The organism is Nocardia brasiliensis NBRC 14402 (assembly GCF_000308475.2).
GTDB classification, from domain to species: Bacteria; Actinomycetota; Actinomycetes; order Mycobacteriales; family Mycobacteriaceae; genus Nocardia; species Nocardia brasiliensis.
In genome coordinates, this window is sequence record NZ_BAFT02000082.1 from 18587 (window position 1) to 40859 (window position 22273).

Annotated in this window: 22 protein-coding genes and 2 pseudogenes; 18 read left to right on the top strand and 6 right to left on the bottom strand. The window is 68.3% G+C overall.

From position 1 onward, the window contains the following. Positions 1 to 76 precede the first annotated feature (76 nt). Both acpM and TY25_RS29965 read left to right on the top strand, forming a co-directional pair. On the top strand, positions 77 to 382 hold the full coding sequence (gene acpM, locus TY25_RS29960; RefSeq protein WP_042261659.1) for a meromycolate extension acyl carrier protein AcpM: 306 nt from the start codon (positions 77 to 79) through the stop codon (positions 380 to 382). Between the two features lie 43 nt (positions 383 to 425). Then, positions 426 to 887: an SRPBCC family protein gene (locus TY25_RS29965; RefSeq protein ID WP_052383278.1), complete on the top strand. Its 462-nt coding sequence runs from the start codon at positions 426 to 428 to the stop codon at positions 885 to 887. Between the two features lie 48 nt (positions 888 to 935). On the opposite strand, the gene TY25_RS29970 is transcribed toward TY25_RS29965, so the two are convergent. Together TY25_RS29970 and TY25_RS29975 are read right to left on the bottom strand one after the other, a co-directional pair. Beyond that, positions 936 to 1289: an MmcQ/YjbR family DNA-binding protein gene (locus TY25_RS29970; protein ID WP_042261662.1), complete on the bottom strand. Its 354-nt coding sequence runs from the start codon at positions 1287 to 1289 to the stop codon at positions 936 to 938. Between the two features lie 9 nt (positions 1290 to 1298). After that, a complete protein-coding gene (locus TY25_RS29975; RefSeq protein ID WP_081869192.1) occupies positions 1299 to 1748 on the bottom strand; it encodes a nuclear transport factor 2 family protein in 450 nt (149 codons plus the stop codon). A gap of 53 nt (positions 1749 to 1801) precedes the next feature. Between TY25_RS29975 and TY25_RS29980 the strand changes: the two genes are divergently transcribed. Further along, the gene (locus TY25_RS29980; protein ID WP_226887256.1) at positions 1802 to 2296 is read left to right on the top strand and encodes a winged helix-turn-helix transcriptional regulator; all 495 of its coding nucleotides are present in this window, start codon (positions 1802 to 1804) and stop codon (positions 2294 to 2296) included. 5 nt (positions 2297 to 2301) lie between these two features. On the opposite strand, the gene TY25_RS29985 is transcribed toward TY25_RS29980, so the two are convergent. The 3 genes and pseudogenes from TY25_RS29985 to TY25_RS44260 all read right to left on the bottom strand — a co-directional run. Beyond that, on the bottom strand, positions 2302 to 2781 hold the full coding sequence (locus tag TY25_RS29985; RefSeq protein ID WP_042261667.1) for a YbaK/EbsC family protein: 480 nt from the start codon (positions 2779 to 2781) through the stop codon (positions 2302 to 2304). Positions 2782 to 2837: 56 nt separating this feature from the next. Continuing rightward, positions 2838 to 3866: a saccharopine dehydrogenase family protein gene (locus TY25_RS29990; protein ID WP_042261670.1), complete on the bottom strand. Its 1029-nt coding sequence runs from the start codon at positions 3864 to 3866 to the stop codon at positions 2838 to 2840. Between the two features lie 266 nt (positions 3867 to 4132). Beyond that, a pseudogene (locus TY25_RS44260) lies at positions 4133 to 4285 on the bottom strand (RidA family protein); the annotation flags it as partial. A 165-nt stretch (positions 4286 to 4450) separates the two neighbouring features. Between TY25_RS44260 and TY25_RS30000 the strand changes: the two are divergent. The 4 genes from TY25_RS30000 to TY25_RS30015 all read left to right on the top strand — a co-directional run bounded on the left by TY25_RS30000 (position 4451) and on the right by TY25_RS30015 (position 9339). Next, positions 4451 to 5398, top strand: a complete 948-nt coding sequence (locus TY25_RS30000) for a hypothetical protein (protein WP_042261672.1) — start codon at positions 4451 to 4453, stop codon at positions 5396 to 5398. A gap of 38 nt (positions 5399 to 5436) precedes the next feature. Then, positions 5437 to 6687, top strand: a complete 1251-nt coding sequence (locus TY25_RS30005) for an adenylosuccinate synthetase (protein ID WP_042261674.1) — start codon at positions 5437 to 5439, stop codon at positions 6685 to 6687. Between the two features lie 456 nt (positions 6688 to 7143). Beyond that, positions 7144 to 8328, top strand: a complete 1185-nt coding sequence (locus tag TY25_RS30010; protein ID WP_063602773.1) for an IS481 family transposase — start codon at positions 7144 to 7146, stop codon at positions 8326 to 8328. Positions 8329 to 8703: 375 nt separating this feature from the next. Beyond that, a complete protein-coding gene (locus TY25_RS30015; RefSeq protein WP_081869195.1) occupies positions 8704 to 9339 on the top strand; it encodes an NUDIX hydrolase in 636 nt (211 codons plus the stop codon). Between the two features lie 831 nt (positions 9340 to 10170). Here TY25_RS30015 and TY25_RS42020 read toward each other — a convergent pair. Further along, positions 10171 to 10752, bottom strand: a pseudogene (locus TY25_RS42020) (metallophosphoesterase family protein); the annotation flags it as partial. 216 nt (positions 10753 to 10968) lie between these two features. Between TY25_RS42020 and TY25_RS30030 the strand changes: the two are divergent. From TY25_RS30030 to TY25_RS30080, 11 genes are all read left to right on the top strand, one after another. Beyond that, complete coding sequence (locus tag TY25_RS30030; RefSeq protein ID WP_042261682.1) at positions 10969 to 11913, top strand: alkaline phosphatase family protein; 945 nt, start codon at positions 10969 to 10971, stop codon at positions 11911 to 11913. Between the two features lie 299 nt (positions 11914 to 12212). Beyond that, on the top strand, positions 12213 to 14600 hold the full coding sequence (locus TY25_RS30035; RefSeq protein WP_014986533.1) for a RelA/SpoT family protein: 2388 nt from the start codon (positions 12213 to 12215) through the stop codon (positions 14598 to 14600). Positions 14601 to 14963: 363 nt separating this feature from the next. Next, positions 14964 to 16592 (top strand): cutinase family protein, encoded by a 1629-nt coding sequence (locus TY25_RS30040; protein WP_042261684.1) that lies wholly within the window; start codon positions 14964 to 14966, stop codon positions 16590 to 16592. 57 nt (positions 16593 to 16649) lie between these two features. Further along, entirely contained in the window at positions 16650 to 17609 is a 960-nt protein-coding gene (locus tag TY25_RS30045) for a DUF8176 domain-containing protein (RefSeq protein ID WP_042261687.1), read from the top strand. Positions 17610 to 17625: 16 nt separating this feature from the next. After that, positions 17626 to 18504 (top strand): MinD/ParA family ATP-binding protein, encoded by an 879-nt coding sequence (locus TY25_RS30050; RefSeq protein ID WP_042261689.1) that lies wholly within the window; start codon positions 17626 to 17628, stop codon positions 18502 to 18504. Then, complete coding sequence (locus TY25_RS30055; RefSeq protein WP_042261691.1) at positions 18501 to 19172, top strand: DUF6668 family protein; 672 nt, start codon at positions 18501 to 18503, stop codon at positions 19170 to 19172. The genes TY25_RS30050 and TY25_RS30055 overlap by 4 nt, the downstream gene beginning before the upstream one ends. A 51-nt stretch (positions 19173 to 19223) precedes the next feature. Further along, positions 19224 to 19520: a hypothetical protein gene (locus tag TY25_RS30060; protein WP_014986528.1), complete on the top strand. Its 297-nt coding sequence runs from the start codon at positions 19224 to 19226 to the stop codon at positions 19518 to 19520. Then, positions 19520 to 19804: a hypothetical protein gene (locus TY25_RS30065; RefSeq protein ID WP_014986527.1), complete on the top strand. Its 285-nt coding sequence runs from the start codon at positions 19520 to 19522 to the stop codon at positions 19802 to 19804. Before TY25_RS30060 ends, TY25_RS30065 begins: the two co-directional genes overlap by 1 nt. Then, on the top strand, positions 19801 to 20418 hold the full coding sequence (locus TY25_RS30070) for a DUF8175 domain-containg protein (protein WP_052383276.1): 618 nt from the start codon (positions 19801 to 19803) through the stop codon (positions 20416 to 20418). Before TY25_RS30065 ends, TY25_RS30070 begins: the two co-directional genes overlap by 4 nt. Beyond that, on the top strand, positions 20415 to 21233 hold the full coding sequence (locus TY25_RS30075; protein WP_042261693.1) for a DUF8175 domain-containg protein: 819 nt from the start codon (positions 20415 to 20417) through the stop codon (positions 21231 to 21233). The genes TY25_RS30070 and TY25_RS30075 overlap by 4 nt, the downstream gene beginning before the upstream one ends. Positions 21234 to 21298: 65 nt before the next feature. Beyond that, a partial coding sequence (locus TY25_RS30080; protein WP_042261695.1) for a TrbL/VirB6 family protein occupies positions 21299 to 22273 on the top strand: 975 nt, incomplete at its 3' end.

Below are 22273 nucleotides of genomic sequence, written 5' to 3' on the forward strand. Positions count from 1 at the left end.
TAATCGCACTGCCGCTCGGCTCCATCGAGGCACCTGGCCCTCAGCCGACGCGGACAGCCGAACGAGGGAGTTATTCATGACTGTTACGCAGGAAGACATCGTCGCCGGTATCGCGGAGATCATCGAGGAGGTGACCGGCATCGAGGCGGCGGAAGTGTCGATCGAGAAGTCTTTCATCGACGATCTGGAAATCGACTCGCTGTCCCTGGTGGAGATCGCCGTACAGCTGGAGGACAAGTACGAGGTGAAGATCCCCGACGAGGACTTGGCCGGACTGCGCACAGTCGGCGATGCGGTGATCTACGTCCAGAAGATGGAATCCGAACAGCCTCGACTCGCCGCCGAGATCTCGACGAAATTGCAGGAAGGACAGGCGAATTGAGGGCCCTCGAGCAGCCGGGCACGCTGTGGAGCGCACCCCGCCGATGATCGCTGACACACAGTTGGATCCGGCAGCCGTCGAGCTGGGCAACTTCTATCGGCGGTCACCGACGGTGGTATGGCGTGCGTTGACGGAGCCGGATCTGTTGCAGCGGTGGCTGTTGCGACCGACCCCGTTCCCCGCCACCGCCGGGGCACGCTTCCGATTCACCGCTCCGGGTGCTGCCCTCGACCAGATCGCCTGCGAGGTGCTGGTGGCCGACCCGTACGAGCAGCTGACCTACAGCTGGGTGTATTCGCAGGCCACGTATCCCGTCAGCTGGATTGTCGGCTGGACGTTGCAGCCGCAGGGGTCCGGCACCCGACTATTGCTGAGGCAGACGGGATTCGACATCGAAGATCGTCGGCAGCGGATGGTGCGCAACGCCGTAGAACGCAGCTGGAAACGATGTGTGCTGCCGCGGCTCGGTACAGTGCTCGATCACGGTGGCCCGCCACTGGCTTGATGCCGTCTCTTTCATGACATCGGGGCAAGAGTTGCGGCGCGATCCGCGTCAATCCAGTTCCGCCACCAGCTTTTTCGGGGCGACCTTGCGGTAGGCGTCACGGATGATCTCCGTGAATTCGCCCCAGTCGGGGTCGATGTCGAGGCGGACGCCGATCCAACCGCTGTGCCCGACGTACGGCGGCACGAAGAATCGGGTGGGCTCGGCATCCACCAACTCGCCTTGCACGCCCTCGGGGGCGGGGCACCAGATCGTCGGGCCGGGCTCGTCGTACCCGCTGGGGATGTACTTCACGAACGACTTCTTGGTGCGCACGAAGAAGGTGGGGCAGCCGTGGCTCAGCCGTTCGCTGCACTCCGGTAGGTCCAGACAGATCGCGCGGATCCGTGGCAACGGGTCCATAGCCGGAGTCTACGGCGTCGCGGCTCCGCGCATCGCACGACGCAGCACCCCGGGATGTTTGAACAAGCCCGGCGCGAGCCGAACGGCAACGACGGTGAGAGTGAGCCAGGGGCGCAGGTGCGGCCGGAGGCCGCGAATACGGCCGTCGTCGGCGAGGTCGAGCACCAACGCCTCGGTGAGCCGGAACCGGCCGACGGACGCTTCCGCGAGCAGCACCCGTCGATTCCCGTCGCCGATCTCGTCGGTCCAGCGCAATCCGGAGAGCCCGCCGTAAGCGGCGGTGAGCAGCACGCGCAGGTCCGCTTTGCCGCGAAAGACCATGCGTCCGGACAGTGGCGAGGTCAACGTCGCGTCCTCGGTGAGCAGGTCCATCAGGGTGTCGAAATCGGCGGTGGTGGTTGCCGTGCGGAACGCGGCCACGACGTCGGTCGCGGCTGCCTGATCGTGCACTGTGTCCATGTCGCCAACCTAGCCCGAGTCACTTGCAAAAAGCAATGGACTAGACTGGCCTGGTGCCCAAAGCTGATCTCTCCGACATGGTGTGCTCGATCGCGCGCACCCTCGACGTGATCGGCGAGCGGTGGACCCCGCTGGTGTTACGCGACCTGTTCGTCGGGCTGTCCCGATTCGAGGACCTCCGGCGCGACCTCGGCATCGCCTCCAATGTGCTCGCCGCCCGCCTGGCCACGCTGCAAGCGCACGGCATCGTGGAAGCCGTTGAATATCAGTCGAATCCGGTCCGGCACGAGTACCTGCTCACGCCCAAGGGGCGCGAGCTGTACCCGGCGCTGACCATGCTCGTCGCGTGGGGCGATACCTGGCTGGCCGGGCCGGAAGGTCCGCCCGCGCTGGTCGTGCACGAGGACTGCGGCAAGGTGACCGCAGGCGTGGTGGTGTGCCGGGAATGCGGCGCGGAATTGACCGCGGACAACGTCCGATTCGCGCACGGCCCCGGCGCGCACCGCGGGCCGGGGACGATGCTCATCGGCGATCACATGTCGCCGTGACGTCCTCAGTTGACCGAGACCGCTTCTGCCCCAGTGGCTTCGAGTAATTCGGGGTACGTCGTGCAGAACACGGTGTGCGGGTGACCGGCCGCGGCCCAGATCTCGTCGTGGGCTGCCAAGCTCTCGTCGATCAACGTCCGGATCGGGGCGGGATGGCCGAGCGGCGCGACACCGCCGATCGCCTGGCCGGTGTGGGCGCGGACGAATTCGGCGGTGGCGCGGGTGAGTTTCGCGAGACCGAGGTGGGCGGCCACCTTGCCGGTGTCGACCCGGTGCGCGCCACTGGTGAGGACCAGCAGCGGCGCGCCCGCCGCGTCGAAGATCAGGCTGTTCGCGATGGCCGCGACCGGGCAGCCGAGCTGCTCGGCGGCGGCGACCGCGGTCGGGGCGGTCTCCGGCAGGACCCGGATCTGCGGGGTGATCCCGGCGGCGCGCAGCGCGGCCTCGACGGCGAGCACGGTCGGTTTCGCGGCGATCTCGTCCATGCCGGGATACTAACCGCGGTCGTCGCGGTCGGCCGCTGATTTTCGGCGTCGCCGGGTCAGCCGGCGTTGAATTCCAGCCGGTCCAGGTGGGCGGGCAGCAGGGCGCGCAGGATCGCGCCGGGGTCGCCGAGCTGACCGGCGGTGCGCACGCCGGAGCGTCCGCCGGAAGTGATGTGCGACAACGCTTCTACCGCGATCGGCGCGGTGACCGCGTAGATGTCGCGCCCGGCGACGACGGCGTGGCGTCGCAGCGAACCGGATCGGACCACGACCTCGACCAAGAACTGCTGAGCGGATCGGCCGGATTCGTCGGCGGGCTGCGGTGGTGCGAGATCGGGGGAAGCGAGGTCGCGCAGGGGAGCGGCGGTCATATAGGTGTGCAGGGCAGTGGTTTTCAGGTGATACGGGATGGTGACGCTGTCGGCGGTGGTGAAATCGCCGACGACGGTTTGCTTTCCGAACGGCGCGGGAAAGGCCCGCTCCGACACCGGAGCCGCGTCGTCGCGGAGGCCGAATGCGCCGTCGCGGTAGACGAGTCGCTGTCCGTTACGCCGCCCACGCGAGGCGACCCCGGCCTCTCTCGTGCCTTTCGTGGGCACCCAGCTGTCGAGGGCGAAGGCGAGTTCGATCTCGTCGGCCGCGGGCAGGTCGGCCATGGCGGCGCTGGCGAGCAGGTCGCCGAGCCCGCCGTAGAAAGCGATCGCGGGCGCGATCACGATACCCGCCTCGGTGGCGCGATCCTGATAGGCCGCAACGGTTTTGGCGACCACCTCTACCTCGGCGGCGACGTCGACATAGTGCACGCCCGCGCGCAGGGCGGCCTCGACCACTGCCGGGACCGTATCGCCGAACGGCCCGGCCGCGTTGATCACGGCCACACTGCCCGCGAGGGCGCGATCGAGCGCCGCGGGGTCATCGATGGTCGCGGGCCGGACCGCCGGCCCGGGATGTGCATCCGCGAGTTCGCGCAGCCGAACTTCGTCGCGACCGGACAGGATCGGCGTCCAGCCGCGCCGCACCAGTTCGGCGACGATGAAGCGGCCGGTGTGGCCGTAGGCGCCGAAAACGGCCACGGACGAAGACATGTCGGATCTCCTCGAAGTGCGAAGGTGTCGAGTCGAGCCAACTCGTCGCGGGTGCCGCGGATTCCCGCGCGGCGGAATTCCGCGACTGTCCGGCGGCCGCTCAGCCCGCGGCGACGACCTCGATCTCGACGAGCCACTCGCTGACCAGCGTCTGCACCACGATCGCGGTGGTCGGCACGGCGGCCCTGCAGCGCGGCGACCCGGGCCGCGGCGTTCGCGTCGGCGTAGGCCGGGTCGCGCAGGTAGCTGGTGAGCCGGACGATGTTGTCGACGGTCATGCCCGCCGAGGCGAGGATGGCGCGCAGGTTCGACCAGATCAGGTCGAGTTGTTCGGCGAGGGTCGCGCCGGGTTTCCCGTCGGGATCCAAGCCCATCGTGCCCGAGATGAACAGCAGGCGTTCGGCGCCCCGCACCTCCATCGCGTGCACGTAGTCGTCGGTCGCGGCGTAGACGCCGTCGGTCGGGTTGCGCGGTTCGAGCTCCACCCCGTCGATCTTGCCAGGCAACGGGATTCACGAGAAAGGCTTGACCGAGATAGTTTTGGTCGAATACACTAAAACGAGTTCACGAGAGGAAGTGATCACATGGGATACGGGAACTGGGACGACACCGCCTACCGGGCGGCCAAGACCTTCCGTGCCAGCCGGGGGCTCGACGACTTCGGATACACCGCCGAGATGCAGGGCGTGCCCTACGACAGCTGGCAGGCGCATCCGACCCTCGACCCGTTCGGGGTCACGGTGCGGGAATGCCGCGACTCCGCCGACCACGACAACTCGCTGCCCATCGCGGTGCTGTTCGATGTCACCGGCTCGATGGGCCGGGTGCCGCGGATCATGCAGCAGAAGCTCGGCACACTGCACGGTCTGCTGCAGCGCAAGGGCTACGCCGACGATCCGCAGATCCTGTTCGGCGCCATCGGCGATGCCGACACCGACCGAGTGCCGTTGCAGGTCGGGCAGTTCGAGTCGGACAACCGGATGGACGAGCAACTGCGCGCCATCCTGCTCGAAGGCGGCGGCGGTGGACAGAAGTCCGAAAGTTACGAGCTGGCAGCCTATTTCATGGCCACCCACATTGTGACCGACGCCTGGGAGAAGCGCGGCAAGAAGGGCTACCTGTTCCTGATCGGCGACGAGCTGAACAAGCCGAAGCTGGCGTCGCGGCACATCCGCAGCGTGATCGGCGACAGTGTGCGCCGCGACATCTCGGTGGAATCCATCTACCGCGAACTCGCCGAGCGCTGGCACGTCTACTACATCCTGCCGAATCAGTCGAACTACTACGACGATCCGGAAATCGCCGAGCACTGGCGCGGACTGCTCGGCCAGCACTTCATGAAGCTGGACGAGCCGGCCGCGGTCTGCGAACTCATCGCGCTGACCATCGGAGTGGCGGAGAACCGCGTCGATGTGGACGCCGGGCTGGCGGACCTGCGAGACATCGGGTCGGCGGCCGAGGCGGCATCGGTCGGTAAGGCGTTGGCGGCCACCGGTCCGCGGATGCGGGCGCTGCCCAGCGGACGCCGCTGAATCCGGCTGGTCCGGTGTGGAATAGACAGGAGCCGAGCATGTTTCGATCGCACATCGTCGTTGTCGACCTGGGGTTCGGGGACGCGGGGAAAGGCGCGACGGTCGACTGGCTGTGCTCGGCCGAGGCGGGGCTCGGGGTGGCGGCCGTGGTGCGGTTCAACGGGGGAGCGCAGGCGGCGCACAACGTGATCGCCGAGGGGCGGCACCACACCTTCGCGCAGTTCGGGTCCGGCACGTTCTCCGGTGTGCCGACCTTGCTGTCCCGGCACATGCTGGTCGAGCCGATCGCGCTGGCCGGCGAGGCCGAACAGCTCGCCGTGCTGGGCCTGCGAGATCCGTTGTCGCTGTTGCGCATCGACGGGCGGGCCCGGCTGACCACACCGATCCATATCGCCGCGAACCGTGCGCGCGAGGACGCGAGGGGTTCCTCGCGGCACGGTTCCTGCGGGCGGGGTATCGGCGAGACGGCGGCCTACGCGCTCGAGCACGCGGCGCCGACCGTAGCGGATTGCCTGCGCCCCGAAGTGCTTCGGGAGAAGCTCGGGAGTCTCGCCGCGCACTACGATGCGTTGATCGCGAGCAGCGAACACCGATACGAGCCGATCGACGATCTGGTCGAGATGTATCGGGAGTTCGCCGCGGCCGTCCGCATCGTCGGCGGCGAACAGCTGGCCGGGTTCGCGCGCCGCGGCCGGCTCGTCTTCGAAGGAGCACAGGGGGTGCTGCTCGACGAATGGCGCGGCTTTCACCCGCACACCACCTGGTCCACCGTCGAACCCCGCAACGCCCGCGCCCTGCTCGCCGAGATCGGCGCGACCTGCGACGTACTCGGGGTCACCCGCACTTACCTGACCAGACACGGAGCAGGTCCGTTTCCCACCGAGGACCCCGCCCTCGACCTGCCGGAACGGCACAACACCACCGGCCGCTACCAGGGTGAGTTCCGCCGCGGACACCTGGACCCGATCCTGCTGCGCTACGCCATCGCGGTATGCGGCGGAATCGATGCGCTGGCCGTAACCCACCTGGATGTGCCGGGAACCCGTTATGCGGCAACGGGATACCGTACCGACCGCGGCGTCCGCACTGAACTGCCGCCCGGCGACTGGCAAGACCTCGACCACCAGCAACGGTTGACCGACCTCCTGACCGACGCCGATCCAGTGCTCACCGAGCTCCCCGCCGACGTAGTGCCCTGGCTGGAACAGCAGCTGGGCACCCCCGTAGCCCTCACCTCCGACGGCCCCACCCGCGCCTACCGCACCCCGGCCTTCGCCACTGCGGCGTGATAGGGCGTGGCCTCACAGGGCGCTCGTACAGTTCACAAGGGCTACAGTCCCTGTGAACTGTACGGAAGGTCTGTGAAACCCATTGGGGTACAGCAGCACTCGCTCGATGCGCGCCGACTTCCGGGTCAAACAACCCCTGGGGGCCGAACACAACCGGGGGTCACGGCGAACGCGGCTTTCCGGCCATTCGGTCTCCCACCGCGTGTGCGGACAATCGGTTGAGGCGAGACCACCAGGGCTGACCTGCGCTCACGGCCGCGTCCCCGGAGCGCGGAGCAGCCCGCTCCATACCAAGCGGGAGCGGTTCCCGCACCCCTTTCGTGTTCGCGCACCCGCTGCGGCATGGCACAGCGGGTCTCAACTGACAGCACTTCCCTGACACTTCGGTGACAGGACATCCCGGACGCTGATCGGTCGATCGGTGAGTGTTCATTGATGGGCCAGAAGGTAGTCACGATGGAGCAGAGGCTTGCTGCTGTGTTCGCCGAGGTTGCTGCTGGGCGGGCCACGGTCGTTGGAGTGTGTGCCGAGCTGGGGATCAGCCGGGACAGGTTTTATGTGTATCGGCGCCGCTTCGCCGAGGAGGGGCTGGCTGGTCTGGTGCCGCGTTCGCGAGCACCCAAGTCCAGCCCGACTCGCACCGGGGAGTTGATGACCGGGTTGATCGTGGCGGCCCGCAAAGAGCTCGAACGTGAGGGCTGGGACAACGGCGGACTCTCGATCCGGGCCCGGCTGCTCCACGACGGCGTCCTGGATGCCCCTTGTGCTCGCACGATCCACCGGGTCCTGGTCCGAGCGGGAATGGTCGAGCCCGAACCCCGTAAACGACCCCGTGCCACTTATCGCCGGTTTGTGTTCCCCGCCACCGACGACTGCTGGCATATCGACGCTTTCGAACACACTCTCGCTGACAACGCTGCGACCGTGGTAGTGATCTTTCAGCTCACCGATGACCATTCCCGCTACGAACTCACCGATCTGGCCTGGCCCCGCGAGGACACCGAAGGCGCCTGGCGATGCGTCTCGACCGCGATCGAACGCTACGGACAACCACGAATGATCCTGTCGGACAACGGATTATCATTCACCGGCAAACACATCGGCATCATGGTGTCCTTCGAACGCAACCTCGCCCGCCTGGGCATCAAACTCATCACCACCGCACCCCGGCACCCCCAAACCAACGGAAAGAACGAACGCGCCCACCGCACCCTGCGTCAATGGCTCACCGCCCAACCCCCGGCAGCAACCAGCATCCGCGAGCTGCAAACCCTGCTCGATGACTACCGGCCCCTCTACAACACCCGCCCCCACCAAGCCCTGCACGGCGCAACCCCAGACCAAACCCGCCTCACCGGACGCCGCCACACCCCACACACCAACCTCGCGACCCCCTACCTGCTAGCCCGCGACGCCACCGTCACCAGCCGCGGACTGGTCAACATCACAGGCGCCGCCATCCCCCTCGGCACCGAATACGCCGGCCGCAAAGTCACCGCCTTCGTCCGCGACGACGACGTCCTGATCTTCTACCGCGAACAACTCGTCCGCGAACTCACCCTCGACCGCACCCGCAGACGCCAAAACCCCATCCGCCCCCGCCGCGGACCACACCGACCTACCCTCAACTACAACCCATAACCGTCCGGGATGTCCTGTCACCAACTGTCAGCAATGTCCTGTCACATCACACACGCCCCAGCAGGTGCGCGAACACGAAAGGGGTGCGTCTGCTCATCAGACGGTGCGCGAAGCGGGCCTCGGGATGCGACCGGGCGTGACTTCGGCAGCGGGGCGGTCAGCGCGAGGTCGGCCGATGAAGCGCGCCGCGACCTCGACAGCCGACCTGACAGAGTTGATTGCCGGGTGGCGTTGTATCGCGGACCAGTGGGTGTGCGTTGGCGCGGGCCTAGCGGGGGCCTTGTCCGTGCGCCGACCGGTCCGGTGGAAATCGGTGACGCCGACATGATGTGCCGCGTGGGGCGGGGTGGCTGGGGTGGGGCAGGATTGGGCGGCGTGGAGCAGTCTGTGGTTTCGGTGGACGTGGTGACGTTGCGGTTCTGGGGTGACGACGCCGAGGTGCGCTTGGGGGTGGCGTCGCGGGCGCTGGATCCGTTCGCCGGTGAGCTGGCCTTGCCGGGTGTGCTGCTCGGGCGGGGGGAGCGGTTGGCTGAGGCCGCGCGCCGGGCCGTACACACGAAACTCGGTGTACCGCAGGCGGCGATCGGTGCGGTCGGTCAGCTGGTGACCTTCGACGAACCCAATCGTGATCCCCGCGGACCGACGCTCTCGATCGCCATGTGGGCGGTGGTCGGTCCGCACGAGGGCCCCGCGCACTGGGTCGAGTTCGGCGGGGTGCCCGAGCTGGCCTTCGACCACAACCGAATCGTCGAGGCCGCCCGCGGGCTGCTCGCCGGCCTGCTGTGGAAGGACCTGCCCTTCACCCGCGCCCTGATCGGCGACGAGTTCCCCGCCACCCGCGCCGTCGCAGCCACCACCGCCCTGGCCGGCGCCCGCCCCGACCCTGCCAACCTCAACCGCACCCTCGCCACCCTCCCCGGCCTGGCCCGCACCACCGAACGCCGCCGCGTCAAACCCACCGGCCGCCCCGCCGCCATCTGGGCCTTCGCCCCCGAGCCCCCCACGGAATAAGCCACATTTCGCCCTTCTCAGGGCGAGTTGCCTGGTGGCGCAAAGCTGCCGATTGTTCGCCCGCGTCCGGGGTGTGGCCGGAGACCGAGCGGCCTGCGCGCCGTGTTCGCCACTGGCGCGCGGTTCGCGGGGCGAATTGCATAGTGGCGCACGCCCGCTCGATTGTTCGCCCGCGCCCGGAGGCGGGGCCGGAGACCGGAGCGGCCTGTGCGCCGTGTTCGCGACTGGCGTGCGGTTCGCGGGCGAGTTGCATAGTGGGGCATGCCTGCTCGATTGTTCGCACGCGTCCGGCGGCGTGGCCGGAGACCGAGCGGCCGGTGTGCCGTGTTCGCGACTGGCTTGCGGTTCGCGGGGCGAGTTGCCTGAGCGCAGGGTTGCTGCGCGCTCGTAGGGGACCGGGCCGGGTGTGGGGTGGGGATGCCATCGCGGGCGTGTGGCTCGCGATCCGACCCGCATTGGCGGTTGGCTGCGGCAGTTCGCCGCCGCAGGGCGGGCTCGGGGCAGCAATTGCAACAGGTTTGGCCGCCCAGAAGGGGGCGGATTCAAGTGGTGTTTGCGACGCGGCTGATCAGGGAGTGTTGTGATGGGTCGCGTGTGGTGTTGGGGGAGTTTTGGCGGTTGCTGGGTGAGGGGGTTTCGGCGGCGAGCCGGGGTGTCAGGTTTCCAGGGCGAGGTGGGGGTGAGGGTGTAGACGGCGTAGGGGCGGCCCAGGACGGGGTAGGAGACGTTGCGGACCGGGATACCGCCTGGTGTGCAACCGATTTCGGTCCCGGCGTGGGCGTGGCCGTGGATGGCGAGTGTGGCTCTGCCTGCGTCGACGGCCCGGCCGAGGTCGGCGCAGCCGAGGCCGGGGTAGATCTTGGGTGGTTCGCCTGTCAGGGTGTCGACGGTGGGCGCGAAATGCATGAGGGCGATGCGGATCTCGGTGTCCAGGGTGTCGAGGGCCTGCTGTAACCGCAGCGCGTCCAGCGGGCCGCGGCGCATCCGTTCGCGGTGCTCCACGGTGCCGGTGTCCGGGCTGCCGGGGTAGTCGGGGAAGCCACCGCTGCCGCCCATGACGCCCGCGATGCCGAGCCGGAAATCGTTCAGCTCGAGGGTGATCGCGGTTCCGTCGAGCATATGCACGCCGGCCGCGGTGAGCCGGGCGGCGATGCGATAGCCGAGCCGCCGGTCGTGATCGTGGTTGCCGAGCACCGCGACGACCGGCACGGGCAGGTCGGCGATTTCGGCGCAGAGCAGGTCGGTCTCGGCGAGCGTGCCGCCGTCGGTGAGATCGCCCGCGAGCAGCAGCACGTCCGCCTGCTCGGCCAGGCGGCGGAACGCCGGACGAAAACGTCCGGCTACGGCGGGGCGCAGATGGGTGTCCGCGACGGCCGCGACCCGCACCCCGGGCCGCGCGGAATCGGCTGACATGGCGTCAGCCAGCCACACCGGTGCCGCGGGTGTCAACCGAAATCCGGCGTTCACCCGGCCGCTACCCACACGTGAGCTTGCCGAATAGCTTTCGGCTATGGAAAGTTCAACCCGTGTTCAGCGAGGGAACGGGCACTGCCGCGAGCGATGAAGCATCAGTGAACACTCCTCGCGGAGGCTATCCGCGCGGCCGGTGCGCCCCGCATGGTTCGGGGTATGCGCCTCGTTGCCAAGGCCCTCGCCGTCGCCGCCGCGACCGCGCTGCCACTGACCGTGGTCGCCGGTACGGCGCAGGCGGACACCCGCGTGGACAAGGTCGTCGTGATCGGGCTGGACGGCCTGATGTTCGACAAAGTGAAGCAGGTACAGGCCCCGAATCTGTTGCGGCTCAGCGCCGAAGGTCTGCTCAGCCGTTCCTCGATCGCGCCGCACATCACCATCTCCGGTCCGTCCTGGGCGTCGGTGCTGACCGGCGTGTGGGACCGCAAGCACGGTATCGCGAACAACGATTTCACCGCCGCACCGTTCGCGGCCTACCCGACGGTGTTCACCCAGCTAGAACGGGCCGATCCGGCGCTCAAGACCCAGTCCATCGCCACCTGGGATCAGATCGCGACCATGTCGGGCAGCGGCGATCCGCGCGCCGACGTGGTCGTCTCCACCCCACCCGTGCCGGACGACCCCGACGAGGCGAAGACCGACGCGGCCACCGCCACCGCCGTGGTCACCGCCGTCACCAAGTTCGCGCCCGACTTCCTTTTCACGCACCTGGACCAGGTCGATCACGCCGGTCACCAGGACGGCGGCGCGTCCGGCGAGTACCTCGACGCCGTCCGCCGCATCGATGCGCAGGTAGGCCGGATCGCCGCCGCGGTGGACGCGCGAGCGCAGGCCAATCCGGGCGAGCGCTGGACCATCCTGGTCACCGCGGATCACGGGCACACCCCGAAGGGCGGTCACGGCGGCCAATCCGCGGACGAGACAACGAATTTCGTCATCGCCCGGGGCCCGGACTTCGCCGCGGGCAGCACCACCTCACGGTTCACCCTGGTCGACATCACCCCCACCGTGGTTGATCTTTTGGGCGTCGCGGCGAGTCCGGATTTCGACGGCCGGTCGATGATCACCCGCCCGCCCACCGACGTGGCCACTATTCGCTAGCGATCATTCCGGCGACAAACGCCTCCGCGCGACGCCTGATATGTCACGCTTTCCCGTACGCCTCGGAGTCCTCGGCGAACCTCGTGTCACTCGGCCCGAGACCCCATACCGCACCCCCGTCGTCGCGCGCCGGACAGCACTGCGCCGTCGGGACTAAAGTTGGTGGTCTGGGCGGTTGCAGCGGTCGGATAGGGTGGTCCGATCGAGGCACGCGGCGCGAACGACAGGCCCGGAGGCGGCAGCCTGCGTAACCACGGAGGGTCCGTGCGCGCCGCCAGTGGGCACTGAGAGGTGGTGGCATGACTCAGCACTTGGGCGAGGCGAATGTCGAGCAATCGGCAGGAGCCCCGCAGTCGAACGGTGCCGCCACCGGGGGAGAACCGCCCAAACCCGGTACCCCCGCCCGGCAGGCCGGCGCGACCGCGGCGGTGCCGACCTCGGCCTCGCGCCGGGTGCGCGCCAGGCTCGCCCGCCGGATGACCGGTCAGCGCGGTATCGCCGCGGTGAAGCCGGTGCTGGAACCGTTGGCCAGCGTGCATCGTGAGCTGTATCCGAAGGCGAACCTGACGCTGTTGCAGCGCGCCTTCGACGTGGCCGACGAGCGGCACAAGCATCAGTTCCGCAAATCCGGCGATCCGTACATCACGCACCCGCTCGCGGTGGCCAACATCCTGGCCGAGCTGGGCATGGACACCACCACGCTGGTGGCCGCGCTGCTGCACGACACGGTCGAGGACACCGGCTACTCGCTCGAGCAGCTGACCCTGGACTTCGGTCCCGAGGTCGCGCACCTGGTGGACGGCGTCACCAAGCTGGACAAGGTCAATCTCGGCGCGGCCGCCGAGGCCGAGACGATCCGCAAGATGATCATCGCGATGGCGCGCGATCCGCGCGTGCTGGTGATCAAGGTCGCCGACCGGCTGCACAACATGCGCACCATGCGCTTCCTGCCGCCGGAGAAGCAGGCGAAGAAGGCCAAGGAAACGCTCGAAGTCATTGCGCCGCTTGCCCATCGCCTCGGTATGGCGACGGTCAAGTGGGAGCTGGAGGACCTCGCGTTCGCCATCCTGCACCCGAAGAAGTACGACGAGATCGTGCGTCTGGTCGCCGACCGGGCGCCCTCGCGCGACACCTACCTGGCCAAGGTGCGCGCCGAGATCGTCAATACCCTCGCGGCCTCCCGGATCAACGCGATCGTCGAGGGCCGCCCGAAGCACTACTGGTCGATCTACCAGAAGATGATCGTCAAGGGGAAGGACTTCGACGACATCCACGACCTGGTCGGCATCCGCATCCTCTGCGACGAGGTCCGTGACTGCTACGCCGCGGTCGGCGTGGTGCACTCGCTGTGGCAGCCGATGGCGGGCCGGTTCAAGGACTACATCGCCCAGCCGCGCTACGGCGTCTACCAGTCGCTGCACACCACCGTGGTCGGTCCGGACGGCAAGCCGCTGGAGGTGCAGATCCGCACCCAGGACATGCACCGCACCGCGGAGTTCGGCATCGCCGCGCACTGGCGCTACAAGGAGACCCGCGGCAAGCACTCCAACGACAGCACCGAAGTCGACGACATGGCGTGGATGCGTCAGCTGCTCGACTGGCAGCGGGAGGCGGCCGACCCGGCCGAGTTCCTGGAGTCGCTGCGGTTCGACCTGAAGTCGCCGGAGATCTTCGTGTTCACCCCGAAGGGCGACGTGATCACGCTGCCGCAGAAGTCGACCCCGGTCGATTTCGCGTACGCGGTGCATACCGAGGTCGGGCACAAGTGTATCGGCGCCCGGGTGAACGGCAGGTTGGTCGCGCTGGAGCGACAGCTGGAGAACGGTGAGGTCGTCGAGGTGTTCACCTCGAAGGCGCAGAACGCCGGGCCGAGCCGGGACTGGCAGAACTTCGTGGTCTCGCCGCGCGCCAAGGCCAAGATCCGGCAGTGGTTCGCCAAGGAGCGCCGCGAGGAGGCCCTGGAGAACGGCAAGGAGCAGATCTCCAAGGAGGTCCGCCGGGTCGGTCTGCCGCTGCAGCGGTTGATGAGCGTCGACGCGATGACCGCGGTCGCGCACGAACTGCACTACACCGATATCTCCACGCTGTACACCGCGGTCGGGGAACACCAGGTCTCCGCGCATCACGTGGTGCAGCGCCTGATGGCGCAGCTGGGCGGCATCGGTGACGTGGAGAACGAGCTGGCCGAGCGGTCCACCCCGTCGACCACCCCGGCGCGGCAGCGGACCACCGGCGACGCGGGCGTGCTGATTCCCGGCGCGCCGGGCACGGTGGCCAAGCTGGCCAAGTGCTGTACGCCGGTGCCGGGCGACGAGATCATGGGCTTCGTGACGCGTGGCGGCGCGGTCAGCGTGCACCGCACCGACTGCACCAACGCCGGATCGTTGCAGGATCAGGCCGAACGCATCATCGAGGTGGCCTGGGCGCCGTCGCCGTCGTCGGTGTTCCTGGTGGCCATCCAGATCGAGGCGCTCGACCGCACCCGGTTGCTTTCCGACGTGACGAAGGTGCTCGCCGACGAGAAGGTGAACATCCTGTCCGCGTCGGTGGCCACGCACGGCGATCGGGTGGCGATCAGCAAGTTCACCTTCGAGATGGGCGATCCGAAGCATCTGGGCCATCTGCTGAACGTGGTCCGCAATGTGGAGGGCGTCTACGACGTCTACCGCGTTACCTCCGCCGCCTGATATCCGAGTTGCTGGTCAGCTCCCCTTGACGTGTCATTCGCTTTGGCATTGGCAACATTTGGGCAATCCATTTGCCGGATCGGTGGTTTCTGTCCGAATGCCGGCACCCTCGCGCGGCCGGAAGTTGGCGTCGCGGTGGGCATTTCGCGTCGCGGGTGGGTCGCCGACCAGTTGCTCTCGTTTTCGGACCATCGGAAAGTTGCCGGAGGGTTATTGACGGCACGCCGGAATGTGTCAGAGTGCTTTCGGCAGTTCATGCAAACTTTTCGGCGATGCCACAGCAATAGCCGGAATCTGTTACGGTCTATTGCGTTTCATGGCGTTGATGATAGCTGCGGCAACACGGATTGATTGCGGATCGCTATGACTAACTATTCGGCAGGTGTCACGGGGGTGCTGACAGCACTCGCCGTGACCGTGGCTACCGCGGGAATCGCCGTAGCCGATCCGCCGAAACCCGCGGGCCCGTCGACGAACATCGCGCTCAGCGCTTGTCCGGCACTGTACGCCTTGGGAATTCAAGGTACCGGCGAATCGTCGCCGGACGCCGCGCCGTCCACCGATACCGGAATGCTGTCCACCGTCTTCCGGCCGATGCTGGCCAAGGCGGCGGACGCGGGTCTGGTGGATCGCGCCTATGTGCCCTACGAATCCAGTTTCGGCGGCGCAACCGCCGGCGCCGCGGTGCCGTACTCGGAATCGGTCACCGGCGGCCTGGTCCGGCTGCGGACGATGGCCAAGAACGTCGCCGACCGGTGCGCCGACACCCGATTCGCGGTGGTCGGCTACTCGCAGGGCGCGCACGTTGCTTCGGTCTTCGCCCAGGAGGTCGGGCAGGGGAACGGGGTGCTGCCCGCCGACAAGGTCGCCGCGGTGGCCCTGTTCGGCGACCCGACCCGCAACGCGGGCGCCCCGCTGTTCCCCGGCTCGCCGGGTAAGGCGACGCCCGATCCCGCGCCGGGCACCGCGGGCGATCGGTTGGCCGAACTCACTGCGCTGCCGCTGACGCCGGCCACCGGCGGCGGCATCGGCCCGGACCGGGACCGGGCGGCCAATTTCGGGGCGCTCACCGGCCGCGTGGCGAGTTTCTGTGCCGCGGGCGACCTGGCGTGCGACGCACCGCAGGGCGCGCCGATTCTGAAGGCGGTCACCAACGTCGTCGGTCAGTCCAAGCTCAGCGGGGGCGACCCGATCACCTCGCTGGTCTCCATCGCCCAGGCGCTGGCGTACACCTCGATCAAGACCGCGACCAAGGTGGTCAACGAGGACGTGCAGGGCAATTCGCTCGCCACGCTGTCGCTCTCGCCCAAGAAGTCGATCTCCGAGCGGCTCGCCGACGCCGCCGACCCGCGGACCCCGCTGGACCTGCCCGCCGCGCTGCAGGCGCTGGTGAAGGTCGGCACGATCGGGTTGAACGCGGTCGTCGCGGTGGTGAAGACGGTGCTCAACCCGGCCGCCATCAGCGAGTTGGCCACCGCTGGGCTGTCCGATCCGCCGGCCGCGCTGCTCTCGCTCGGAACCAAACTCGCGGGCGCGCTGACTCAGCTCGTGCCGCCGACCACGGGTGTTCGATTGGTGAACCAGGCCTTCGACGCGGTCGTGCAGAACATCACCGACAACAGCGAATTACTCGATACCACCACCTGGGTGCGATATTGGGACACCGTGCAGCGCCATCACGCGTACAACACCGCGACGGTCGCCGCGAACGGTGACACACCCACGACATTCGTGGCCGATTGGTTAGCCGCGATCGCCCGCGATATCGCCGGTGCATTCGGCGCGAACGGCAGTCCACGCGGTGGCGCAGATAAGCCACCGACGGGATTCTTCGGCGAGCAATCCGGCGCGTCGACTACGCCGAATTCGTCCGGTACGGGACAATTTCCGTTCGGGACAGGAGCCGATGGCGCCTCATCCGGCGGCGCGACGTCGATTCCGCCCACCGATCGACCCGGCACCGCCAACACCTACCCGTTCTCCACGAACTGATCGCCGAGAGGGTCCGACGATGCTGCATCATGCGTCTCGCTCAGCGGGAATGGGGGAATGTTGAAGTCGTACAAAGATCTGTCGCGATGGTACGGCGCACTGGAGCCGGAAACCGCCCCGGTGCACCGGGACGAGACGGACCCGGTACAGCTCGACGACGACGGCCCGGCCCGGTACCCGCACTACATCCGGGACGAACCCGCGCCCGAGGTGCCGGCCGAACTCGCCGCCCAGCGCAGCGAATTCACCGGCGGCTGGTCGGATTGGGTGGGGCGCGCGCCCGGCCCGGACGACGACTACACCCCGCGCGACGCCGACCTGGTGCGCTTCCCGTGGCCCGACGAGGACGACTACGACCACTTCGACGAGCCGCGCCGGCGCTCGTCCGGTGCGCTGCGCGCGCAGGCGCGGGCGCGCGGGTCGCGCCGGACCCGGGTGTTCGTGGTCCTGGTCATCGCCGTGCTGCTGCTCGGCGCGGCGGCCGCGGGTGTGCTGTTCCTGGTGAATTCGGCGAGCCACCGGGCCGCGCCCAGGACGCCGACGCCGGCCGCCTCGGTGCAGTTCACCGCGGGCAGCGTGCAGGCGGGCGTGAGCACCGACAGCTTGCTCAGCCGGTCGCAGGCGGGTGTGTCCACCCACCGCCCGAACGGCGCCTGCCCCACCGAACACGCGGCGACCATCGTGCGCGGTGCCGAAAAGGGCAGCACCGCAACGGGTCCCGACGCCATCATGGCGTTCCAGTACGCCTACTACGTCGAGCGGTCCGGCGAACGGGCCAGGCAGGCGGTCGCCGACGACGCGACCGTGTCACCCGCCGCGACCATCCAACGCGGCATCGATACGATCCCCGCCGGAACCACCCACTGCGTGCGGATCGTGACCATCGCGGACAACCGGTACTCGGTGGAGGTCACCGAGTATCGCCCCGGCGGCGTGCCCGCCACGTACAACAAGCAGACGGTCACCACCGCGGTGATCGACGGCCGCACCCTGATCACGGGCATCGCGGCCGGGTAGAGGAGAGCAGGAAGCGATGGGAGAGGACTGGAGCCGCTGGCTCGACGAGGCACCCGAAGCGGGTGAATCGTCGGGCAAGCCTGGGCGCTCCAAGGCTCCGGTGGTGCGATTGCGGCGCGGCAAGGGTGGTGGTTCCGGCGCGGACCAACCGTTACAACGTCCGATCCTGGTGGTCGGCGGCTGCGGGGGCGCGGGCACCACCACCACGGCGCTCGGCATCGCCGGTGAGCTCGGCATGGCGGGTACCCCCACGGTCGCGGTGGACGCGACGCAGGCGGGCAGCGACCTCGCGCTGCGCGGCGCGGACGAGCACCTGCACCCGATCAGCCTGCAGTCCTGGCTATACGGCCGCGGCGACGACGAACCCGCGCCGCTGAAGGAATGCCTGTCCCGGGCGACCTCGGGCATCGGTCTGCTGTGGCGGGACTCGGCGCCGCTGCGCCGGCGTGCGACCTACCTCACGGTCGCGCGCGCGGTGTACGACTCGGGGCATACCGCGGTGTACGACGGCGGCAGCCCGATTGCCGGACGACAGCTGCGGCCACTGCTCGATGACGCGGATGTCGCTCTGGTACTTGCCATTCCGGCGCGCGCCGACGCCGCGAACCGACTCCGGGTCACCCTGGAATGGTTGGACGACCAGTTCGGGGACTCCGCGGAGGGGCAGGGCGGCGGCATCGTCGGCGACACCACCATCGTCATCTCGCACCAGCATCCCGGCACCGAATCGCGCGTTGCCGAGCATTTGCGTGAGCATCTGTCGGGCTGGGTGCGCGATATCCGCGAGATTCCCTACGACCCGCACCTGGCCAGAGGCGAGCTGGTCCGCCACGCCTCGTTGGCCATCGAGACGCGCCGGGCTTATGGGCGCCTGCTCGCCGGGGTGGCATCATGACCGCCGCCATGAGTTTTCGACGTCAACAACCCGAATCCGCGCCCGTCGGTGTCGTCGCCCCGCCGGAATCGCGGCGCGCCCCGATCTGGGACCGTCCGGTGCCCGGGATCGGCCGCGCACCGCTGGTCTGGCTGCTCGGCGTACACGGCGGCGCGGGCGCCAGCAGCCTCGCGCACGTGCTTGCGCCCGCGGCGGATTCGAGTCGGCGCTGGCCCGGCGTCTTCGATCGCGAGTCCCCCTTCGTCGTGCTGGTGGCCAGGGAGACCATCTCGGGGCTTACCCGCGCGCACGATCTACTGCGCCAACATCATTCGGGTTTCGCGGGTTCCTGCGAGGTGCTCGGGCTGATCACCGTCGCGGCCCGGCCCGGCCGGTTGCCCGCCGAGATCCGCCGCTACCGCGACGTGGTCGGTTCGCTGGCCGGCCAGTTGTGGCAGGTCCCGTGGTACGAGGAGTGGACGCTGGTAGAACCGGAGAAGTTGCCGGTGTGGACGCCGGGCGACCCGATGCCACCGAAGAAGCGCAAGATCGACCCGCTGGAGGAGGTACCGCTCGATGTCCGAGAGCTCGGCGCCGACATCGTCGCGGCGGCACGTACGGCACTGGAGGAGGCGGAACTCGACGATCCGGCGCAGCACCGGGGCGGCCGCAAGCCGCCCGATCAGTGACCTCACGCATGGAATCGGCGACGACCCAACTACTTTCGAGAAAGGCACCCGATGAGCACGATTCTCCTCGCCGTGCAGGAGACGTACGGCACCGTCCTTGCGCAGGTCGGTAATCCGACCCCCGAGGCGCCTCCGGGCTCGGAGAAGATCCTGCAGTTGGTGCGCTACCTGACCTGGTTCGTGCTGCTCTCCGGCATCTGCGGAATCACCTACGCGGGCGGCAAATTCGCGTGGGAGAAGTGGACCGGTGGCGGGCTGGAGTCGCCGAAGATGGTGGCGGGAGCCATGATCGGCGGCGTCGTCGCGACCAGCGCGGGCACCATCATGAACGCCGTCATCGGAACCTGATGTCCGCGATGGGAACCGTGCGCGCGTCGGCAGTCGAGCTGCTGGCCTACAAGCAGATGCCCTCCGAGGTACTGCAACCGCTGATGCAGCTGCTGAACTGGCTGCTCTGGTTCGTCCTGCTGGTGTGCCTGGCGTGGATGATCGTCTCGGCGGGCCGGCTGTGGATCGCGTTTCGCAGCGATCTGGCGATGAACGACGCCTCGCACGGGGTGCTGATGAGTCTGCTCGGAGCGACGGTGGCCAGCACAGCGTCGGGGATCGCCTTGGCGTTCCTGCCGACGTGAGCGAGCGCAGGGGGACCACGGCGGGGGCCTTCGGCGCCGCGCTGCTGCTCGCCACGGTGGGCTGCGGTGGCGGTGACGAACAGACCGGACCCGACCTGTCCGCGCCGCCGACCGGTGTGCGCTGGCAGCCGTTCCAGGGCGTGGCGTTGCCGCATACCGATCAAGGGCCAGAGTCGGTCGCCGACGGCGCCGCAACGGGTTTCGAGCATTCGCCGCGCGGCGCGGGCGTCGCCGCGATCACGCACGCGGTGCGGCTCGCGGTGGCCGCCGACAGCCAATGGGCGAAAGTCGCGGCGCGCGAACTCGTTCCGGGCCCGGCCAAGGACGAGTGGGCGATCAACCGGTTCCAGCTCTCGATCACCGGCCCGGCCGCGCCCGAGTACGCGCCGAGAGTGCTCGGCTACAAGATCACCGGTTACACCGACGAACGCAGCACCGTCGATGTGCACACCGAATACTCCGACAGCTCCAAGGCGGTGAATCACACCACCGTCGAATGGTTCGGCCAGGACTGGCGGTTACGCCTGCCCGATCCGGGCACCATGGCCAGACCGATCGATCCGATCGACGTATTACCCCCCGACACCGTGAAATTGGAGGCACCGCAGTCATGAGTGAGAAGGAGTCGTACGCGCGCGATCGCGTCTCCTTCGGTGCCGTAGCGTCCGCCGCCGTGCTGGCGCTCATCGTGATCGTGGGAATCATCGTGTATGTCAGCCGCGACGACGACGGCGGCGCGGCGGCGACCGGCCCCGCGGCCGCGGAATCGGCCGGCGGCTCGGGCTTCGGCAACCCCGAGGTCGATATTCTCGGCCGGCGCGTCGATGTCCCGAACAACGCTGCGGGCCAGATACTTCCGCAGGATCCGACCCGTCAGCGCAAACCCGACGACGGCGACTGGCTGACCGCGGCGCCCGAGGGCACCACCGCCCCGCACGGCTGGCAGCGGGTCTACGGCGCGTCGGTGCCGTTCTCCACCTCCGACGGGCCGACCCGCATCGAAGACAATCTGGCCGTGGGCTATTCGCACACGCCACAGGGCGCGGTGCTGGCCGCGGCGCAGATCACCTACCGGCTCAACGCGAGACCGGCCTTCCGGGACCTGTACGTGCGGCAGGTGCGGGTCTCGGCGGCCCAGATCGCGGCCTACGACCGGGCGCTCGCGGCGGACAAGCTGCCCGAGCAGCAGCCGGAGAAGGTGACCAAGTACTTCGTCGCCTCCGACGCGTTCAAGGTCGACGACTACGCCGACGATCTGGCCATCGTCCGGCTCGCCACGCGCGGGCCGGTGGTGGACGGCAAACAACTGTGGGCGGCGGTCCGCCTGGTCATGGTCTGGGACGCCGGCGACTGGCGGCTCAAGCCCTCGACGTCCAACACCCCGCAGACCGAGTACGTCGAGTCGCTCGGTGGGTGGACGAAATGGTGAGCACGGTGAGAAAGGCGCGGGAAACACTTGACGGCCGACCAGCGCAGCAGCGAGGGGTGCACACAATGGTGAGGCGAATACTCACGATTTTCGCGGTCATCTTCACGGTGATGGTCGCGACGCCGACGGTCGCGTACGGGCAGACCTACGGCTTCGACGAGACGTGCAACGAAATCCACGACACGCTCGACAACGTCGGTCTGCCGGGCATCTCGCTCGGCGACGCCGCCTCGGCCGCGTGCAAGGCGGGCAACGCCGCCTCGCACCCCGGCCAGGCCGCCACCGCCGTGAAGGACAAGGCCTGGGATTCGACCTTCGGCAAGGTGGTCGACTCGCTGATGAACGGCCTCGGCGAGGCCATCATCCTGGCGTTGACCTTCTGGATGAAGGTGCCCAACGAGGCGGCCAGCGACTCCGGCTCGCTGTTCACCAAGATCAACGATTACACCTATCAAGCTCAGATATTGCTCTTGATAGCCTCGGTGATCCTGTCCGGTGCCCGGCTCGCCGAGGCCAGACGCGGGGCCACGATGAACGAGGCGGCCGAGTCGTTCCGGATGTTCGCCCGGGTGGTGTTCAGTTCCTGGATGCTCGGCGCGGTGATCGTCGCGGGCACCCAGGCCTCGGATCGCTTCTCCGAGTGGATCATCAACGACTCGACCAACGGCAACGCCAAGGACCTGGCCGAGCTGATGGTGAAAACCAGTAAGTTGCAGGCGTTTTCGCCCGGCCTGGTGCTGATCATCGCGATCGTCGGACTGCTCGGCGCGCTCGCCCAGATCGTGCTGGCCATCGTGCGCCAGGGTCTGCTGATCATCGCAGCCGGTGTGCTGCCGCTCGCCGCGGCCGCCTCCGGGATGAATGTCGGAAAACAGTCGTACCAGAAGCTGATCGGCTGGATCATCGCATTCATGCTGTGGAAACCGGTGGCCGCGATCGTCTACATGATCGCGTTCACCACTGCGGGCCATGTGGATTCGCTCACCTCGACCAACGGCCTGCCGGATGGTGAACAGGCGCAACGCATGCTGGTCGCGATC

What these genes read in the sequence shown, in the direction of transcription:
- acpM (WP_042261659.1), top strand. Translation starts at nt 77, where the DNA reads ATGACTGTTACGCAGGAAGACATCGTCGCCGGTATCGCGGAGATCATC.
- TY25_RS29965 (WP_052383278.1), top strand. Translation starts at nt 426, where the DNA reads ATGATCGCTGACACACAGTTGGATCCGGCAGCCGTCGAGCTGGGCAAC.
- TY25_RS29970 (WP_042261662.1), bottom strand. Translation starts at nt 1,289, where the DNA reads ATGGACCCGTTGCCACGGATCCGCGCGATCTGTCTGGACCTACCGGAG.
- TY25_RS29975 (WP_081869192.1), bottom strand. Translation starts at nt 1,748, where the DNA reads ATGGACACAGTGCACGATCAGGCAGCCGCGACCGACGTCGTGGCCGCG.
- TY25_RS29985 (WP_042261667.1), bottom strand. Translation starts at nt 2,781, where the DNA reads ATGGACGAGATCGCCGCGAAACCGACCGTGCTCGCCGTCGAGGCCGCG.
- TY25_RS29990 (WP_042261670.1), bottom strand. Translation starts at nt 3,866, where the DNA reads ATGTCTTCGTCCGTGGCCGTTTTCGGCGCCTACGGCCACACCGGCCGC.
- TY25_RS30000 (WP_042261672.1), top strand. Translation starts at nt 4,451, where the DNA reads ATGGGATACGGGAACTGGGACGACACCGCCTACCGGGCGGCCAAGACC.
- TY25_RS30005 (WP_042261674.1), top strand. Translation starts at nt 5,437, where the DNA reads ATGTTTCGATCGCACATCGTCGTTGTCGACCTGGGGTTCGGGGACGCG.
- TY25_RS30010 (WP_063602773.1), top strand. Translation starts at nt 7,144, where the DNA reads ATGGAGCAGAGGCTTGCTGCTGTGTTCGCCGAGGTTGCTGCTGGGCGG.
- TY25_RS30030 (WP_042261682.1), top strand. Translation starts at nt 10,969, where the DNA reads ATGCGCCTCGTTGCCAAGGCCCTCGCCGTCGCCGCCGCGACCGCGCTG.
- TY25_RS30035 (WP_014986533.1), top strand. Translation starts at nt 12,213, where the DNA reads ATGACTCAGCACTTGGGCGAGGCGAATGTCGAGCAATCGGCAGGAGCC.
- TY25_RS30040 (WP_042261684.1), top strand. Translation starts at nt 14,964, where the DNA reads ATGACTAACTATTCGGCAGGTGTCACGGGGGTGCTGACAGCACTCGCC.
- TY25_RS30045 (WP_042261687.1), top strand. Translation starts at nt 16,650, where the DNA reads ATGTTGAAGTCGTACAAAGATCTGTCGCGATGGTACGGCGCACTGGAG.
- TY25_RS30050 (WP_042261689.1), top strand. Translation starts at nt 17,626, where the DNA reads ATGGGAGAGGACTGGAGCCGCTGGCTCGACGAGGCACCCGAAGCGGGT.
- TY25_RS30055 (WP_042261691.1), top strand. Translation starts at nt 18,501, where the DNA reads ATGACCGCCGCCATGAGTTTTCGACGTCAACAACCCGAATCCGCGCCC.
- TY25_RS30060 (WP_014986528.1), top strand. Translation starts at nt 19,224, where the DNA reads ATGAGCACGATTCTCCTCGCCGTGCAGGAGACGTACGGCACCGTCCTT.
- TY25_RS30065 (WP_014986527.1), top strand. Translation starts at nt 19,520, where the DNA reads ATGTCCGCGATGGGAACCGTGCGCGCGTCGGCAGTCGAGCTGCTGGCC.
- TY25_RS30075 (WP_042261693.1), top strand. Translation starts at nt 20,415, where the DNA reads ATGAGTGAGAAGGAGTCGTACGCGCGCGATCGCGTCTCCTTCGGTGCC.